General features: G+C 64.3%; 11 protein-coding genes and 1 tRNA gene. 6 read left to right on the top strand and 6 right to left on the bottom strand.

All coding sequences use genetic code 11. The features are described 5' to 3' along the window. Nucleotides 1-116 precede the first annotated feature (116 nt). Nucleotides 117-344 (bottom strand): CRISPR-associated endonuclease Cas1, encoded by a 228-nt coding sequence (locus tag OIK40_RS14865; RefSeq protein WP_273679145.1) that lies wholly within the window; start codon nucleotides 342-344, stop codon nucleotides 117-119. Nucleotides 345-517: 173 nt separating this feature from the next. After that, entirely contained in the window at nucleotides 518-1,507 is a 990-nt protein-coding gene (locus OIK40_RS14860) for an N-formylglutamate amidohydrolase (RefSeq protein WP_273679144.1), read from the bottom strand. A gap of 124 nt (nucleotides 1,508-1,631) precedes the next feature. Between OIK40_RS14860 and cpdR the strand changes: the two genes are divergently transcribed. From cpdR to OIK40_RS14830, 6 genes are all read left to right on the top strand, one after another. After that, on the top strand, nucleotides 1,632-2,009 hold the full coding sequence (gene cpdR, locus OIK40_RS14855) for a cell cycle two-component system response regulator CpdR (RefSeq protein ID WP_273679143.1): 378 nt from the start codon (nucleotides 1,632-1,634) through the stop codon (nucleotides 2,007-2,009). 80 nt (nucleotides 2,010-2,089) lie between these two features. Further along, nucleotides 2,090-2,164: transfer RNA gene (locus OIK40_RS14850), tRNA-Val, on the top strand. Between the two features lie 131 nt (nucleotides 2,165-2,295). Continuing rightward, the gene (locus OIK40_RS14845; protein WP_273679142.1) at nucleotides 2,296-3,804 is read left to right on the top strand and encodes a helicase HerA domain-containing protein; all 1,509 of its coding nucleotides are present in this window, start codon (nucleotides 2,296-2,298) and stop codon (nucleotides 3,802-3,804) included. Nucleotides 3,805-3,953: 149 nt separating this feature from the next. After that, a complete protein-coding gene (locus tag OIK40_RS14840; protein WP_273679141.1) occupies nucleotides 3,954-5,177 on the top strand; it encodes an NADP-dependent isocitrate dehydrogenase in 1,224 nt (407 codons plus the stop codon). Between the two features lie 136 nt (nucleotides 5,178-5,313). Continuing rightward, nucleotides 5,314-6,954: a GNAT family N-acetyltransferase gene (locus tag OIK40_RS14835; protein WP_273679140.1), complete on the top strand. Its 1,641-nt coding sequence runs from the start codon at nucleotides 5,314-5,316 to the stop codon at nucleotides 6,952-6,954. Nucleotides 6,955-6,985: 31 nt separating this feature from the next. Then, a complete protein-coding gene (locus tag OIK40_RS14830) occupies nucleotides 6,986-8,752 on the top strand; it encodes a cation:proton antiporter domain-containing protein (protein ID WP_273679139.1) in 1,767 nt (588 codons plus the stop codon). Nucleotides 8,753-8,771: 19 nt separating this feature from the next. On the opposite strand, the gene alaS is transcribed toward OIK40_RS14830, so the two are convergent. The 4 genes from alaS to OIK40_RS14810 all read right to left on the bottom strand — a co-directional run bounded on the left by alaS (nucleotide 8,772) and on the right by OIK40_RS14810 (nucleotide 16,066). Continuing rightward, nucleotides 8,772-11,441 (bottom strand): alanine--tRNA ligase, encoded by a 2,670-nt coding sequence (alaS, locus tag OIK40_RS14825; RefSeq protein WP_273679138.1) that lies wholly within the window; start codon nucleotides 11,439-11,441, stop codon nucleotides 8,772-8,774. A 275-nt stretch (nucleotides 11,442-11,716) separates the two neighbouring features. Next, nucleotides 11,717-12,781, bottom strand: coding sequence for a recombinase RecA (gene recA, locus OIK40_RS14820; RefSeq protein WP_273679137.1), 1,065 nt, complete (start codon nucleotides 12,779-12,781; stop codon nucleotides 11,717-11,719). A 143-nt stretch (nucleotides 12,782-12,924) separates the two neighbouring features. Next, nucleotides 12,925-15,390, bottom strand: a complete 2,466-nt coding sequence (locus OIK40_RS14815; protein WP_273679147.1) for a response regulator — start codon at nucleotides 15,388-15,390, stop codon at nucleotides 12,925-12,927. Nucleotides 15,391-15,532: 142 nt separating this feature from the next. After that, nucleotides 15,533-16,066: a DUF2062 domain-containing protein gene (locus OIK40_RS14810; protein WP_273679146.1), complete on the bottom strand. Its 534-nt coding sequence runs from the start codon at nucleotides 16,064-16,066 to the stop codon at nucleotides 15,533-15,535. Nucleotides 16,067-16,185: the final 119 nt, after the last annotated feature.

Here is a 16,185-nt window from a genome sequence, read left to right as displayed (position 1 = left end):
AACGGCGACGCCGCCATGGCTGCCCTCCGGTTCCGCTACGCTCCACCTCCGGACAGCCATGGCGCCGGAGACAATCTTGAACTAACAATCAATACGGACCACTCAGTGGGGGCCGGTCAGGGCAAGCTGCTTTGCAAGGTCACGAGGCTGTTGCGAAGCTTATCGCATATGAGCTTGCGGGCGAATTCCAGGCGCAAATCATCGCGGCTTTGGGTTTCATACTGCCAGCGCAGCTTGTCGGGATTGCCGACAAATCCAGCGCCTGATGCGAACACGATAGGCTCACCGCCCCATTGAATTCTGGCGAGGGCAATGGGTTTTCGAGCAAGGAAGTGTTGCTCCAACCGAAATACAGCCGTTGAACTAGCTATCGCCAAACGCGACCGAGGCTCATCGGCGCCACAGACCCGCTGAGCAATGCAGTGTGGTCAACTACCTACATTTTTATAGTGATCACTATACCCCCCTCACGCGAAGGGGTGGTTCCTTGTGGAGACTTGCTACCGGCTAAGGCGTCCTATTCGGCGGCCTGCAACACGCCGTCGCTGCCGCCCAGCAATGCGGTTTCCTCGCCCATTTCGCGGACCAGCGAGGCAAGCAAGGTACCCATCGCGGCAATGCCCTCGCCCGGCTCGGCCAAGCGGTGATCGAGATAGGTCGCGCGGCAGACTTCCAACTGCAAGGCATGCACGCCCCGCCGCGGCTCGCCGTGCCGATCGAGCACATAACCGCCTGAATAGGGGCGGTTCTGCACGGCATGGCACCCCTGCATCTGCAAATGCCTCAACGCGCCAGACATCAGCCCGTGATGGCACGATGCACCGAACCTATCACCCAGCACGATCTGCGGGGCGCTGTCCTCACCTTCGACGGAACGTAGCGGCGGCATCGAATGCAGATCGATCAGCAGCGCTGCACCCCAGGCATCGCGGATGCGGGCGAGCTCGGAACCGAGGAAGTCGTGATAGGCATGGTGGATACCGCTTATGCGTGCGGCAAGCTCGCTCCGGTCGAGCCGTCCGCGCCAGATCTCGCCGCTGCCGGGAAGGCGCCGAGGCACAAGTCCCAACCCGCTGCGGGCACGGCGATTCCCGCCCTGCCCCGCCGCCGCACGCGAAGGCAAATCTTCGGGCCTGCCGCCTTCGATCATGTCCCAGTCGATATCGTCTTCGGCCCGGTTGAGATCCAGCAGCGCGCGCGGTGCATGCGCGACCAGCAGGGCCGCTCCGGTTGCCTGCGCGATTGCCCGGCCCAGGCGGTCAACCAGCCGATCCTCCAACCGCAGCTGCGCTGCCTGCGGATCGCGCATGCGCCCAACCACCTGCGGGGGATAGGCGCGGCCGGCATGGGGAACTGCCACCAACACAGGCAAGCGCATCGTGCGCGGCGCGACATAGGTATAGGCCGCCGTCCCCTCCAGACCCGGCACGCGTCCGCCGCTGATCCGCACAGGCTGACCAAGTGCGGAAAAATGGGGATCGGAAGAGCCGGGGAGAGCGGGCGACATCGCCTTTCTTGCTGCCGTCTTTGCGCCTGCCTGTCAAAGCCTGATCGTCAACCGCATGGCTTACGGTCGCAAACCGCGCATGCAGACAAAGATTTCTTAAGCCGAGGCTGCTAACGCCACCGTCATGAACGCGATCAATACCCCGCACATCCTGCTCGCCGAAGACGAAGAGGCGATGCGCACCTATCTTGCGCGCGCCTTGACCAATGCCGGTTACCGCGTGAGCGCGGTCGATCGCGGTACCGAGGCGATTCCGCTGCTCGAATCCGGCGATTTCGATCTACTTCTTTCCGATATCGTCATGCCCGAAATGGACGGAATCGAGCTGGCCCAGCGCTGCGCCGAAATCTCTCCGCGCACCAAAGTAATGTTCATCACCGGCTTTGCTGCGGTAAGTTTACGCGCCAGCCGCGAACAGCCCAGTGCCAAGGTGCTGTCGAAACCGTTCCACCTGCGCGATCTGGTGCTGGAAGTGGAGCGGGTGTTCGAGGAAGCAGGCTGACGTTCCGAATCGCTTGCACCTTGGCGGGTGCTGCGATAAAGGGCCGCTCCGCCCCCGACAGGGTGGCGATCCGATGGTGCGGGCGTATAGCTCAGTGGTAGAGCACTATGTTGACATCGTAGGGGTCGCAAGTTCAATCCTTGCTACGCCCACCATCGCCAGAAAGCCCCGCAACTCCCTCGAGTTGGCGGGGTTTTTCTTTGTCGGTCGCCGATCACGGACCTAATCACTGGAAAACTCCCCGGCCCGGCTTTGCGCCCTGCCCCCGGCTCCCTAAGCCCGAAGCGTGAGCGCGCAGATCGACATCGGCCGGGACAGCGGCGGGCAGAGCCTCTTCATCGATCTCGAGGAGCTTCTCGCCACGCGTCTGCTGGTGCAGGGCAATTCCGGTTCGGGCAAATCGCACCTTTTGCGCCGCCTGCTGGAGGAATGCGCCGGGCTGGTGCAGCAGGTGGTAATCGATCCCGAAGGCGATTTCGTCACCCTGGCGGATCATTTCGGCCACGTCGTGATCGACGCCGCTGCCTATTCCCCGCGCGAGATCGAGGCGCTGGCCGGCCGGGTGCGCCAGCACCGTGCCTCGGTGGTGCTGGCGCTGGAGGAACTGGAAGTCGAACAGCAGATCCGTTGCGCCGCGCTGTTCCTTACCGCGCTGTTCGATGCCCCGCGCGAGCATTGGTATCCGGCGCTGGTGGTGGTGGACGAAGCGCAGATGTTCGCGCCAGCCGCCGCGGGCGAGATGAATGACGATACCCGCCGCCTGACACTTTCGGCGATGACCAACCTGATGTGCCGCGGGCGCAAGCGCGGGCTGGCAGGGATTGTGGCCACACAGCGCCTCGCCAAACTTGCCAAGAACGTCGCTGCCGAGGCTTCCAACTTCCTGATGGGCCGGACCTTCCTCGATATCGACATGCAGCGCGCCGCCGATCTGCTCGGCATGGACCGGCGGCAGGCTGAACGCATCCGTGATCTGCAACGCGGGCAGTTCCTCGGGCTAGGCCCTGCGATCAGCCGCAGGCCGGTGGCGGTCAATGTCGGCGCGGTGCAAACCGGTGCCAAGACCGCCGGACAGGGGCTAATCCCGCTGCCCGAAGCGGCGGGCGAGGAGATGGAAAGCCTGCTGACCGACAGGCTTGCCGAAGCCGCCAGCGAAACCGCCCCGCGAGCGCCCGCCCCACCCCCGCGCCCGGTGGTCGATCTGGAACGCGCACTTTCGGCGGCGCCGGCCCTGCGCGAAGCTCCGCCCATGGCTCCCCCGTCTTCGCCGCCGGTGATGGAGCAAGAAGTCTCGCTGCCCCCCGCGCCTGACGCCAGCCCGGAGGCTGATGCTCCGCCGGGCGATCTTATGGACGTGGTGCGCGAACTCGCGGCAAGCGAAGGAGCGACTTTCCGTCCGGCGACCGCATTGTTCCGCGATTTCGCAGTCCGCTGCCGCCAGCAGGGCATCGCCAGCGCCCATGTCGATCTGGCTGCCTTTCGCCGGCTGTTCGCCTTTGCGCTCGCCGGGGTCGACCGGCTTGACGAAGCCCTGCGCCAGACAGTCGAGCGGATGGCAGGCAATGTCGACGACGACGTGCTTGCCCCCTATCTCGCGCTCGTGATTGCGGCGGCAACCGGCAACTCAATGCCCGACGAAGAGGAACTGGCCCGCCTATACGGCAGTGCCTCGCCCAGCCGCGTGCGCCGCCTGCTCGACCATCTCGAGCGCAGCGGACTAATCGTGGTACGCGAGGAATTTGGCGGCGGACGGAGCATCCTGCTGCCCGAAATGGTTGACCTGCCTGCCCGGTGACTGGCCCTGAAAGCAGTTGCAAATCATTTGCAACTGACGCGGGTTGCAAGCCCGCACGCCTCTGCTAAAGCCCCGGCGGGATCTTTCTAGACATCCTGTTCACTCACAGGCAGCCCACGGACGGGCGATGCGAATGGGGCATAATTGCAATGCAGAAAATCAAGGTGGCAAACCCGGTCGTCGAACTCGACGGCGACGAGATGACCCGGATCATCTGGCAGTGGATCCGCGAACAGCTGATCCTGCCCTATCTCGACATCGACCTTAAGTATTACGACCTGTCGATCGAGAACCGCGATGCCACCGACGATCAGGTGACGGTCGATTCCGCCAACGCGATCAAGCAGTACGGCGTGGGCGTAAAGTGCGCCACCATCACCCCGGACGAAGCCCGCGTCGAGGAATTCGGCCTCAAGAAGATGTGGAAGTCGCCCAACGGCACGATCCGCAACATCCTGGGCGGCGTGGTGTTCCGCGAACCCATCGTGATCGACAACGTGCCGCGGCTGGTGCCCGGCTGGACCGATCCGATCGTGGTCGGCCGCCATGCCTTTGGCGACCAGTATCGCGCCACCGACACGCTGATCCCCGGCCCGGGCAAGCTGCGGCTGGTGTTCGACGGCGAGGACGGCACCAAGATCGACCTCGACGTGTTCGATTTCCCCAGCGCCGGCATCGCGATGGCGATGTACAACCTGGACGATTCGATCCGCGACTTCGCCCGCGCCAGCTTCAATTACGGCCTCAACCTCGGCTGGCCAGTGTACCTCAGCACCAAGAACACGATTATGAAGGCCTATGACGGGCGCTTCAAGGATCTGTTCCAGGAAGTGTTCGACACCGAAGGTTTCGCCGAGAAGTTCAAGGAAAAGGGCATTGTCTACGAACACCGGCTGATCGACGACATGGTCGCCTCGGCGCTCAAGTGGTCGGGCAAGTTCGTGTGGGCGTGCAAGAATTACGACGGCGACGTGCAATCGGACACCGTGGCGCAGGGCTTCGGCTCGCTCGGCCTGATGACCAGCGTGCTGATGAGCCCCGATGGCAAGACCATCGAGGCCGAAGCCGCGCACGGCACCGTCACCCGCCACTATCGCCAGCACCAGCAAGGCAAGGCGACTTCGACCAACCCGATCGCCTCGATCTTCGCGTGGACGCGCGGGCTGATGTATCGCGGCAAGTTCGACAACACGCCCGACGTCGTGCGCTTTGCCGAAACGCTGGAGAAGGTCTGCATCAAGACCGTCGAAAGCGGCCACATGACCAAGGATCTCGCACTCCTGATCGGCCCCGGTCAGGCATGGCAGACCACCGAGCAGTTCTTCGAGACGATCGTGCAGAATCTCGAAAAGGAAATGGCCAGCTGGGCCTGATCGCTCGCCTGCGGGCCTGAATGCGTTACAGGGGGCGGGCTGTCTTCGGGCAGTCCGCCCTTCCTGCTTCGAAGAGCGGGAACAAGTCGCAGGCCAATCCGATTGATATTTAAGAACAGCAGAGGGATACAACCGCATGGCCAGCAGATCGAAAGCACGGCTGGAAATCCGCCAGGCCAAGCTGAAGGATGTGCGGGCAATCGGAGATCTCGTCCGCCGCGCCTATGACGATCTGCCTGCCTATACCCAGGGCGAGATCCGCGGCCAGATCAACAATTACCCCGAAGGCTGTTTCGTCGCGAAGCTCGACGGCGAGGTCGTAGGGTATTGCGCGTCGATGCGCCTCGACGAGCGGGTGGCGCTGTCGAACCATACGTGGGACGAGGTGACCGGCAACGGTTTCGGCAGCCGGCACGATCCCACCGGCGACTGGCTCTACGGCTACGAGATGTGCGTCGATCCGCAGGTGCGCGGCACCCGGCTCGGACGGCGGCTCTATGAAGAACGCCGCGCGCTGGCCGAACGGCTGGATCTCACCGGCATCGTGTTCGGCGGGCGCATGCCCGGCTATTCGCGTGCCAAACGCCGCAAGACCAATCGCGCCGAAACCGCCGAGGAATACCTCGCGCTGGTAATCGAGAACCGGATTCACGATCCGGTGCTGCGCTTCCAGCTTGCCAACGGGTTCGAGCCGCAGGGCGTCCTCCACAAATACCTGCCCGAAGACCGCGCGAGCCGCGGCAACGCCGTGCGGATGGTCTGGCGCAACCCCTATGTCGATAGCGACGCGCCGCCCAAGCACCGTCTGCCGCGCGACGTCGAAAGTGTGCGGATCGCCACCTGCCAGTTGCAGGCGCGTGCGGTTTCCGGGTTCGACGAGTTCATGAAGCAGGTCGAATATTTCGTCGACGTCGCCGCCGATTACGAAGCGGACTTCATCGTGTTTCCGGAAATGTTCACGCTGATGCTGCTTTCCGCAGAAGAACGCGAGCTTTCGCCGCAGGAAGCCATCGAGGCGCTGAGCGATTACACCCCGCGCATCCGCCAGCGCCTGTCCGAACTGGCGCTGGCCTTCAACATCAACATCATCGGCGGATCACACCCCACGCGCATGGCCGACGGTGACATCCATAATGTCGCCTATGTTTGCCTGCGCGACGGGGCGATCCATGCGCAGGAGAAGATCCACCCGACGCCCAACGAAGCCTATTGGTGGAACATCAAGGGCGGCGATTCGATCGATGCGATCCCGACCGATTGCGGGCCCATCGGCGTGCTGATCTGTTACGACAGCGAATTCCCCGAACTCGCCCGCCGACTGGTCGACGAAGGCGCGCGGATTATCTTCGTGCCATTCTGCACCGACAGCCGGCAGGGATACATGCGGGTGCGTTATTGCGCGCAAGCCCGCGCAATCGAGAACCAGTGCTACGTCGTGATGAGCGGCAATGTCGGCAACCTGCCCAACGTCGCCAATATGGACATCCAGTACGCCCAGTCCTGCATCCTCACCCCTTGCGACTTCCCCTTTGCGCGCGACGGTATTGCAGCAGAGGCATCGGAGAATGTCGAAACGCTGACGATCAGCGACGTCAATCTGGCTGACCTCAGCTGGGCCCGCGCGGAAGGCACGGTGCAGAACCTCGCCGATCGCCGCTTCGATCTCTACCGGATCGAGTGGGACAAGCGCGTCGGCAATATCAAAGACCCTCTGGGCGAGGAACGCGAACCCGGGGTTCCCCATGCTCCCGGCCCGCATGCCGGAAAGGGCGGATGACAGGTCCACGGGGCCGCGCTAAGCCTGCAGCGTGGCTGGTGAACTCTCTCCCTCTCCGTTCCTGTCTGATGCGCTGGTGATTCTCGGTGCGGCGGGGATCGTGATCCCTGTCTTCGCACGGTTCCGCATCACGCCGATTATCGGTTTCATCCTTATCGGCGTGCTGGTGGGTCCCGATGGCCTTGGCTCGCTGGTCGAACGAATACCCTGGCTCAAACATATAACCATCACCAATTCCGAACGCCTTGCGCCCTTTGCCGACTTCGGCATTGTGCTGCTGCTGTTCGCGATCGGGCTGGAGCTGTCATTCAACCGCCTGTGGCAGTTGCGCCGTCTCGTATTCGGCCTCGGCGCGCTCGAGCTGATCATCATCGGTTCCTCGCTCGCCGCCTTCCTTGGCCTGTCGGGCATGCTCGGCTGGACTTCGGCGCTGGCGCTGGGCTTTGCCCTCGCTTTCTCCTCGACCGCGATCGTGCTGCCAATTTCCGGCACCCGCACGCCGGTAGGCCGCGCCGCGCTCTCGATGCTGCTGTTCGAGGATATCATGATCGTGCCGATCATCTTCATCCTCGGTGCGCTTGCTCCCAATGCGCAGGGCGAAGGATGGGGCGGCCTGATCGAGACGCTGTGGCAGGGCGGATTGGTGATCGCGATATTGCTGGTGGCAGGACGCGTCGCCCTCCCCCGCCTGTTCGCCCAGGCCGCACGCACCAAGAACCCCGAACTGTTCCTTGCCGCTTCGCTTCTGGTGGTGATCGGCGCGAGCCTTGCCACTGCGGTTGTCGGCCTCTCCCCGATCGTCGGTGCGCTGATCGCGGGCCTGCTGATCGCCGAGACCGAGTACCACACAGAGGTCGAGCTGATTATGGAGCCGTTTAAGGGCCTCGCGCTCGGCGTTTTCCTGATTACCGTCGGCATGAGCATCGATCTGGTCGCGATCAGCGCCAACCTCGGCGCGCTGGCGCTCGCGGTGGTGGGCGTGCTGGTGTTCAAGGCGCTGGTCACCGGCATCCTGTTGCGACTGATGGGCGCGCGCCGCAGCACCGCTGCCGAAACCGGCGTCATGATGGCATCGCCCAGCGAAACCACACTGATCGTGCTTTCGGCCGCAACCGCCGCGCTGGTGATCGATTTCGAAACCGCGCAATTCTGGCAGACCGTTACCGCAATCGGCCTCACCGTCACGCCGCTGCTGGCAAAGCTTGGCCGGGTAATCGCCCGCCGCGTCGAGATTGCGCCACAACTTCCCGGCGAGGAAGAAAGCGACGAAGAACGCACCATCATCGTCGGCGGCGGACGCGTGGGCCGCTTGGTGGCCGACATGATGCAGACCCACGGCCAGCCCTATGTGATGCTCGATTCCGATCCCGATCTGATCGCCCGGGCCCAGCGCGACGGTTATCGCGCGGCATTCGGGGACGCATCGCGCGGCGACGCGCTGACCAAACTCGGCGTCGAGCGCGCACCGGCCGTGGTGCTGACGATGGACGAACCGGTGCTCGCACAGCGGCTGGTGAGCAAGTTGCGGCGCGAACATCCCGATCTGCTGATCGTCGCCCGTGCGCGCGACACCATCCACGCCGCCGAACTCTACCGCGCGGGCGCAAGCCATGCGGTGCCGGAAACGCTGGAAAGCTCGCTGCAATTGTCCGAGGCTGTGCTCGTCGACATCGGCGTGGCGATGGGCCCGGTGATTGCCTCGATCCACGCCAAGCGCGACGAATTCCGCGAACAGCTGGAACGCGACGGCGGCCTGAACGAAAAGCCCAAGCTGCGAACGTCGAATCTCGAGGCCTGACCGGCCCCGGCCCGCCCGATCAGGCCGCCGGTTGAGCTTCGAGCGCCTGCTTCACCGCTGCAATCGCATCGGCTGCCTTGTCGCCGTCCGGCCCGCCGCCCTGCGCCATGTCGGGGCGCCCGCCGCCGCCCTTGCCGCCTAGCGCCGCAACCCCTGCGCGCACCAGATCCACCGCGCTGAAGCGGGCGGTCAGATCATCGGTTACTGCCGCAGCGATGCTGGCCTTGCCGTCATTGACCGCAATGATCGCAGCAATGCCCGAACCGAGACGCTGTTTGGCCGCGTCGAGCAGCGGCCGCAGTTCTTTGGGGTCCAGACCCTCGAGCACCTGACCGCTAAAGGTCACGCCAGCGACTTGCTCGTCCGCCGATGCCGAAGCACCGCCCGCACCGCCACCGCCCAACGCCAGAGCCTTCTTCGCTTCGGCCAGTTCCTTTTCGAGCCGCTTGCGTTCCTCCATCAAGGCCGACAGGCGCGCGGGCACCTCTTCCGGGGTGGCACGGATCACGCCTGCCGCCGCCTTGAGCGCTTCCTCGCGCGCGACCAGCCATTGACGCGCGGCCTCGCCCGTCAGTGCTTCGATGCGGCGCACGCCTGAGGACACTGCGCTTTCGGAAACGATGCGAAACACGCCGATATCTCCGGTGGCCCGCACGTGAGTGCCGCCGCACAGTTCGACCGAATAGTTGCGCCCTTCCTTGCTGGCACGACCCATAGAGAGGACCCGCACCTCATCGCCGTATTTCTCCCCGAACAGCGCCAGTGCACCGGCCGCAACGGCATCGTCAGGAGTCATCAGACGGGTGCTGACCGCTTCGTTGGCACGGATTTCGGCGTTAACCTCGGCCTCGATCGCGGCGATGTCTTCCGGCGTAAGCGCGACTGGGTGCGAGAAGTCGAACCGCAGCCGGTCCTCGGCGACCATGCTGCCCTTCTGCGTCACGTGCCCGCCGAGACGATTGCGCAGCGCTGCATGCACAAGGTGGGTCGCCGAATGGTTGGCGCGGATGCGGTCGCGGCGACCAGTATCGACGGCGAGCTGGACATTGTCGCCCACCGCAACCTCGCCCGCCTCAATGCGGACGTGGTGCGCGTGCAGGCGCCCGAGCGGTTTCGCCGTATCGGTAACATGTGCCTTGAACCCGCTGGGGCTGGCCATCGTCCCGCTATCGCCGGTTTGCCCGCCGCTTTCACCATAGAACGGGGTCTGGTTGGTAAGCACCACCACCTGATCGCCCGCCGCAGCGCGATCGACCTCGGCCCCGTCCTTGACGATCGCGACCACCCGACCCTCGCCGCTGGTCGAGCTGTAACCGGTGAATTCGGTCGCGCCTTCGCGCTCGGCGATGTCGAACCATACCTCGCCCGAAGCCGCTTCGCCCGAGCCTTTCCACGCGGCGCGGGCGGCGGCCTTCTGGCGGGCCATGGCTTCGTCGAACCCGGCCTTGTCGACCCCGATGCCGCGGGCGCGCAGCGCGTCCTCGGTCAGGTCATAAGGGAAGCCATAGGTGTCGTAGAGGCGGAAGGCGATCTCGCCGTCGAGCTCGCCGCCCGAAGCCATGTCGCCGGTGGCTTCGTCGAGCAGCTTCAGACCCTTGTCGAGCGTGCGGCGGAACTGGGTTTCCTCGCGTTCGAGCACTTCCTCGATCAGCGCCTGACCGCGCACCAGCTCGGGATAGGCTTGCCCCATCTCGCTGACGAGCGCGGGGACGAGGCGGTGCATCAGCGGCTCCGACGCGCCGAGAAGGTGGGCATGACGCATCGCGCGGCGCATGATCCGGCGCAGCACGTAGCCACGGCCCTCGTTCGAAGGCAGCACCCCGTCGGCCATCAGGAAGCTGGTCGAGCGCAGGTGATCGGCGATCACACGGTGCGAGGCGGCCTGTTCCCCGGCGGCGGGGACGTTGGTGAGGTGCTCGCTGGCGGCGATCAGCGCTTTGAAGGTGTCGGTGTCGTAATTGTCGTGCACGCCTTGCAGCACGGCGGCGATGCGTTCGATGCCCATGCCGGTGTCGATCGAAGGCTTGGGCAGATCGCGGCGGGTGCCGTCGGCCTGCTGTTCGTACTGCATGAACACGAGGTTCCAGATCTCGACGAAGCGGTCACCGTCCTCATCAGGGCTGCCCGGAGGGCCGCCGAAGATGTGTTCGCCGTGATCGAAGAAGATTTCCGAACACGGGCCGCAAGGGCCGGTGTCGCCCATCGACCAGAAATTGTCATTGGTGCTGATGCGGATGATCCGTTCATCAGGCAGTCCCGCGATGCGCTGCCATAGCGAGTGCGCCTCGTCGTCGGTGTGGTAGACAGTGACGGTGAGCTTGTCTTTGGGCAGGCCCCATTCGCGCGTCAGCAGGGTCCAGGCGTGTTCGATCGCCTGTTCCTTGAAGTAATCGCCGAAGGAGAAATTGCCGAGCATCTCGAAGAAGGTGTGATGCCGTGCGGTGTAGCCGACATTGTCGAGATCATTGTGCTTGCCCCCCGCGCGCACGCATTTCTGCGAGGAAGCCGCGCGCGGTGCCGGCGGGGTTTCAAGTCCGGTGAAGACGTTCTTGAACGGCACCATCCCGGCATTGACGAACATCAGCGTCGGGTCATTGTACGGAACAAGCGGCGCACTGGGCGTCACGGCGTGGCCGGCTTTGCCGAAATAGTCGAGAAAGGACCGGCGGATTTCGTTGGTTGAGCTCATGCGCGTGCAGTTAGGCAATGCGAAGGCCTAAGGCAATGGAGCGCGCTATGGGCACGCTTCGCCGCAGGCCTGCGGTGTTGCACACGATCCACAACAGGACATGCGAAACCGAAACCGTCATCCATTCCAGCAACGCTGACGATGCCAGCATTGTGTCGCAAAACGAAAAGCCGGCGCGATGCCCTTGGGGAAAGGCTTCACGCCGGCTTTCCGGTCTTCCGGGCGCCGTTGGACAGAGGGGAGCGGGACACTCCCCGGATACGCCCGCTTGAGGATCAGTCTTCGGAGTCCGCGTCCGGCCCCGTCATCATCTCCTCGGCGACCGCATCGGTCCGGCTGCGGATCGCAGCTTCCAGACGGTCGCAAACTTCAGGATTTTCCTTGAGGTAGGTCTTGGCGTTTTCGCGCCCCTGCCCGATGCGGATCGAATCGTAGGAGAACCAGCTCCCCGACTTCTCGACCAAGCCAGCCTTCACGCCAAGATCGAGAATTTCGCCGATCTTAGAAATACCCTCACCGTACATGATATCGAATTCGACCTGCTTGAACGGCGGTGCAACCTTGTTCTTCACCACCTTCACGCGGGTTGCGTTGCCGATGATCTCGTCGCGATCCTTGATCTGGCCGGTACGGCGGATGTCGAGACGAACCGAGGCATAGAACTTGAGCGCATTGCCGCCGGTGGTCGTCTCCGGATTGCCGTACATCACGCCGATCTTCATGCGCAGCTGGTTGATGAAAATCACCATGCACTTGGAACGGTTGATCGAACCGGTCAGCTTGCGCAGGCTCTGGCTCATCAGGCGGGCCTGAAGGCCGACGTGCGAATCGCCCATCTCGCCTTCGATTTCCGCGCGGGGCACCAGCGCCGCGACCGAGTCGACAACCAGCACGTCAACCGCGTTCGAACGCACCAGCGTATCGGTGATTTCCAACGCCTGTTCGCCGGTATCGGGCTGCGAGACGATCAATTCATCAATGTCGACGCCGAGCTTCTTGGCGTAGACCGGATCAAGCGCATGTTCGGCATCAACGAAGGCCGCAGTGCCGCCAGCCTTCTGCGCCTCGGCAATCACGTGCAGCGCCAGCGTCGTCTTGCCCGAACTTTCGGGGCCATAAACCTCGATCACGCGCCCCTTGGGCAACCCGCCCACGCCCAGCGCGATGTCAAGCCCGAGCGAGCCGGTCGAAATGGCTTCGACCTGCATCGTTTCCTTCTGGCCCAGCTTCATCGCCGAACCCTTGCCGAAAGCCCGGTCAATCTGGGCAAGCGCGGCTTCGAGCGCCTTTTGACGATCCACGTCTTTTTCCTTCTCTACCAGCTTCAATGACGTAGCCATCGCATGCGCTCCTTCGCTTGCCTAGAGGCGATCGGCAGTTTTCGACGACCGTCCTTGGGAAAGCGATGTATCGCATTTGTTCTACAGGAACAAGGGGGGAACGAAAATAATTTCCTACAGACGTGACAATCGCTTGGCGGCCGTCACTTCGCCGCTGCAGCAGCCTCGGCCTGTTCGGCCCGCGCCTGCCGCAGAACCGCCCCCACCTTATCGCCGATGGCAGCGACGCTGAACGGTTTGGCGATGAAATGCATGTCGGGAATGTCGATATCGCGGCGCAGCTGTTCCTCGGCATAGCCGGACATGAACAGCACCGGCATACTTGGCAGTTTGGCCCGGATCGCACGCACCATCGCCGGGCCGTCCATGCCCGGCATGACGACGTCGCTCACCACAATGTCGAAGGCGGCGCCGGGTTCGGCGATTGCGGTTAGGCCTTCCTCTCCGCTGGCACAGGCACGAACCTCGTAGCCTGCCCGCGTCAGCGCCCGTTCGGCCACTGCGCGTACCATATCCTCATCCTCGACCAGCAGCACCTTGCCGCCTGCAGACCAGTCCGACGAGACGAGCGGCGCGCGGGTCTCCCGCTTCTTGGGCGCTTCGCCGCGATGCACCGGGAAGTAGACGGTGAAGCGCGCACCGGTTGGGCGACCTTCCTTGTCGGTGATATTGTCGGCAAAGATGAACCCGCCCGATTGCTTCACGATCCCGTAAGCGGTGGAGAGGCCAAGGCCTGTGCCCTTGCCCTGTTCCTTGGTGGTGAAGAATGGCTCGAACAGCTTGGGCAACACATGCGCGGGAATGCCGCCGCCGGTATCCTGCACGATCAGCACAGTGTAATCGGCGGCCGGAAGGACTTCGGAGCCGAGCTTGACCACCTCGGTCGCGTGAAGGCTGCGGGTGAAGAGTGAAATCCGCCCCGTCCCGTTGCCGCGCGACTGGCCCCCGTTCCCCTGAATCGCGTCGCGGGCATTGACCGCGAGGTTCATGATCACCTGTTCCAGTTGCTGCGGATCGGCACGCACCGGTCCGAGATTGCGGTCATGCTGGACGTAATAGGTGATTTTCTCGCCCAGCAGGCGCTTGATCAGCGGGCTGACCTCGCTGACGACGTCGGGCAGCTGGATCACCTCGGGGCGCAGGGTTTGCTGGCGCGAGAAGGCAAGCAGCTGGCGGGTCAGCGCTGCGGCGCGATTGGAATTGGCGCGGATCTGCTGGATGTCGTCATAATCGCTATCGCCGGGAATGTGGCGCAGCAGCATGAGGTCGCAAGTGCCGATGATCGCGGTCAGCACGTTGTTGAAATCATGCGCCACCCCGCCCGCGAGCTGGCCGACAGCCTGCATCTTGGTGGCCTGCGCGACCTGCCGTTTGAGCTGGTTCTCCTCGCTCGAATCGGTGAGGCTGAGCAGCACCGCCGGCTCTCCCAGGCCGCGCACGCCTGCCAGTCCGAGCGAGACAGGCTCTTCCGGACTGCCGAGCAGGCGTACCGCGACATCGCCGCTGGTCGCCGGTCCGCGGCCGTGGCGGCGCACGGCGTCGGACAGGGCGGCCTTGTCCTCTCGCACCACAAGATCGGTGGGGAAGGCGGGAAGCCCCCTCCCCTCGCGCCCGACCGCGCGCAGAAATGCCTCGTTGCCGAACAGAAAACGCCCGTCGCGGTCGGTCATGGCGAGGCCGAGCGGCAATTGCGCCAGCAGCGCATCGAGCTGCGCCACCCCGGCCTGCGAGGCACCGTCCCAGCCGCTGCCGATGCCCACACCGCTATCGATCAGCAGCATCAGCGAGGTTGCCTCGTCCGGCCCCGCAGGAGCGGCGCGCGTCGCAGGATCGATCAGCGGCACGTCCACCAGCGTCTGCGGGGTGCCGCCGCGCCCTTCGCGCGCGAAAAAGATGCGGTCACGATCATCGGTGCGCAGGAAGCTGACGAAATCCTGCCCGACCAGCGTCGCCCGCTCGTCACCCGCCGCGCGTTCGGCAAAGCCGCTGCTGACTGCGCGGATCACGCCGTCTGCGGTTGTAACCGCGGTCTCGATCCCCGCGCGGCTGAGCATTTTGCCGAACGGACCGCCCAGATCCAGCGCGCCGAGACTGGCGTCGGTGGTGCGCGGTATCGGGCGCAGCCGCCATACGAGGTGATCCTCCCCGCGCCCAGCGCGCCGGGCGGAAATGTGCCATTCGACCTCTGCCTCGGGCGCGGCAAGCGAATCGATCGCCGCCGTCCCGTCGCGCCATGCATCGCGCGCAAGTCGGGTCAGCACCTCCCGCCCCTCGCGCTCGAACGGCAGAGCGGGCGGCGCGGATGTTGCACCGAAGCTTTCGACAAACAGACTGTTGGCGCACACAAGACGGTTGGCGCGGTCGGTGATGGCGACAGCTTCGCCCTCGCGCTCGATCGCGGCGACGGTGACGGTCCAGTCGGGCGACGCGATCGCATCTTCCACCGGAGCCGCGCGCATTCGGTCGATCAGCATCACTCCGCCGAGCAGCACCACGGTCGCCAGCACGAAGACAAGCGCGACCAGCCAGCTGGAAGTGGCAAGAAAAAGCACCGCCGCGCTGACGGCGATCCCGCCCGCGAGCACCAGCAAGAGCGTGGAGGACGGCAGCCCGGATACACCCTGCAATGGCCTGCCCAGGCTAACCGCGCTGCGGTTCTCAGTCTGGCTTTTCGGCTCGGACAAGCGTGTGTGATCCCGTTGCTGCGTCAATATGCCGGGATCATCGCAATCCTGGCACCTTGGCCTGCCCTTACTGCGAGCGGAGCCGCTGGTCGAGCCGGGCTTCCATCACCTTCAACCGTTTGGCGCGCTTGCGGGCAACCACCGCGCGCCAAATCCAACCCGACAGCAGATAGCCGACCGCAGGCGCGATCGCGGCCATCACCGCAAAGCCGAAAGCGGTCGTGCCCGCCAGCTCGAAGAATTCCGCGAACTTGCTCCAGGCCCCGGTTTCCACCGCGCTGTTGGCCAGTGCCGGCCCGCCCGCATCGATCTGCAGGACGAGGTTGCCGACCTTGTTGGCCACCACCAGCCAGAACGGCAGGGTGAAAGGGTTGGTGACGAAGGTCACTAGCGTGGCCAGCGGCACGTTCGCGCGTGACGGCAATGCGAGGAACGCAGCCAGAAAAATCTGTCCGATCGGAATGATGAAGGCGGCGAACAGCCCCAGCGCGACTCCCCGCGGCACCGAACGGCGGGTGAATCGCCACAGCTCGGGCGACAGGAACCGGTGCGCGATCGGGGCGAGATATTTGTTGTTCGCCATTTCCTCGCGCGTGGGCATCCGCTTGCGCAGCATGTCCATCGCCCAGGTCTTCGAGCGTTTTCCGGCGTTTGGCTTGCGAGGATCGGGACGGCTCACGGGCGCAACCTTCCCGGGCGCGCGGGCGCAGCGGCACACAT

This window comes from Erythrobacter fulvus (genome assembly GCF_028595285.1).
In the GTDB taxonomy this organism is placed as follows: Bacteria; Pseudomonadota; Alphaproteobacteria; order Sphingomonadales; family Sphingomonadaceae; genus Erythrobacter; species Erythrobacter fulvus.
This window is presented reverse-complemented; position numbering and strand designations above follow the sequence as displayed.

Excerpts from the sequence above, each read along its gene's own strand:
- OIK40_RS14860 (WP_273679144.1), bottom strand. The coding sequence starts at position 1,507 with ATGTCGCCCGCTCTCCCCGGCTCTTCCGATCCCCATTTTTCCGCACTT.
- cpdR (WP_273679143.1), top strand. The coding sequence starts at position 1,632 with ATGAACGCGATCAATACCCCGCACATCCTGCTCGCCGAAGACGAAGAG.
- OIK40_RS14840 (WP_273679141.1), top strand. The coding sequence starts at position 3,954 with ATGCAGAAAATCAAGGTGGCAAACCCGGTCGTCGAACTCGACGGCGAC.
- OIK40_RS14835 (WP_273679140.1), top strand. The coding sequence starts at position 5,314 with ATGGCCAGCAGATCGAAAGCACGGCTGGAAATCCGCCAGGCCAAGCTG.
- alaS (WP_273679138.1), bottom strand. The coding sequence starts at position 11,441 with ATGAGCTCAACCAACGAAATCCGCCGGTCCTTTCTCGACTATTTCGGC.
- recA (WP_273679137.1), bottom strand. The coding sequence starts at position 12,781 with ATGGCTACGTCATTGAAGCTGGTAGAGAAGGAAAAAGACGTGGATCGT.
- OIK40_RS14810 (WP_273679146.1), bottom strand. The coding sequence starts at position 16,066 with ATGCCCACGCGCGAGGAAATGGCGAACAACAAATATCTCGCCCCGATC.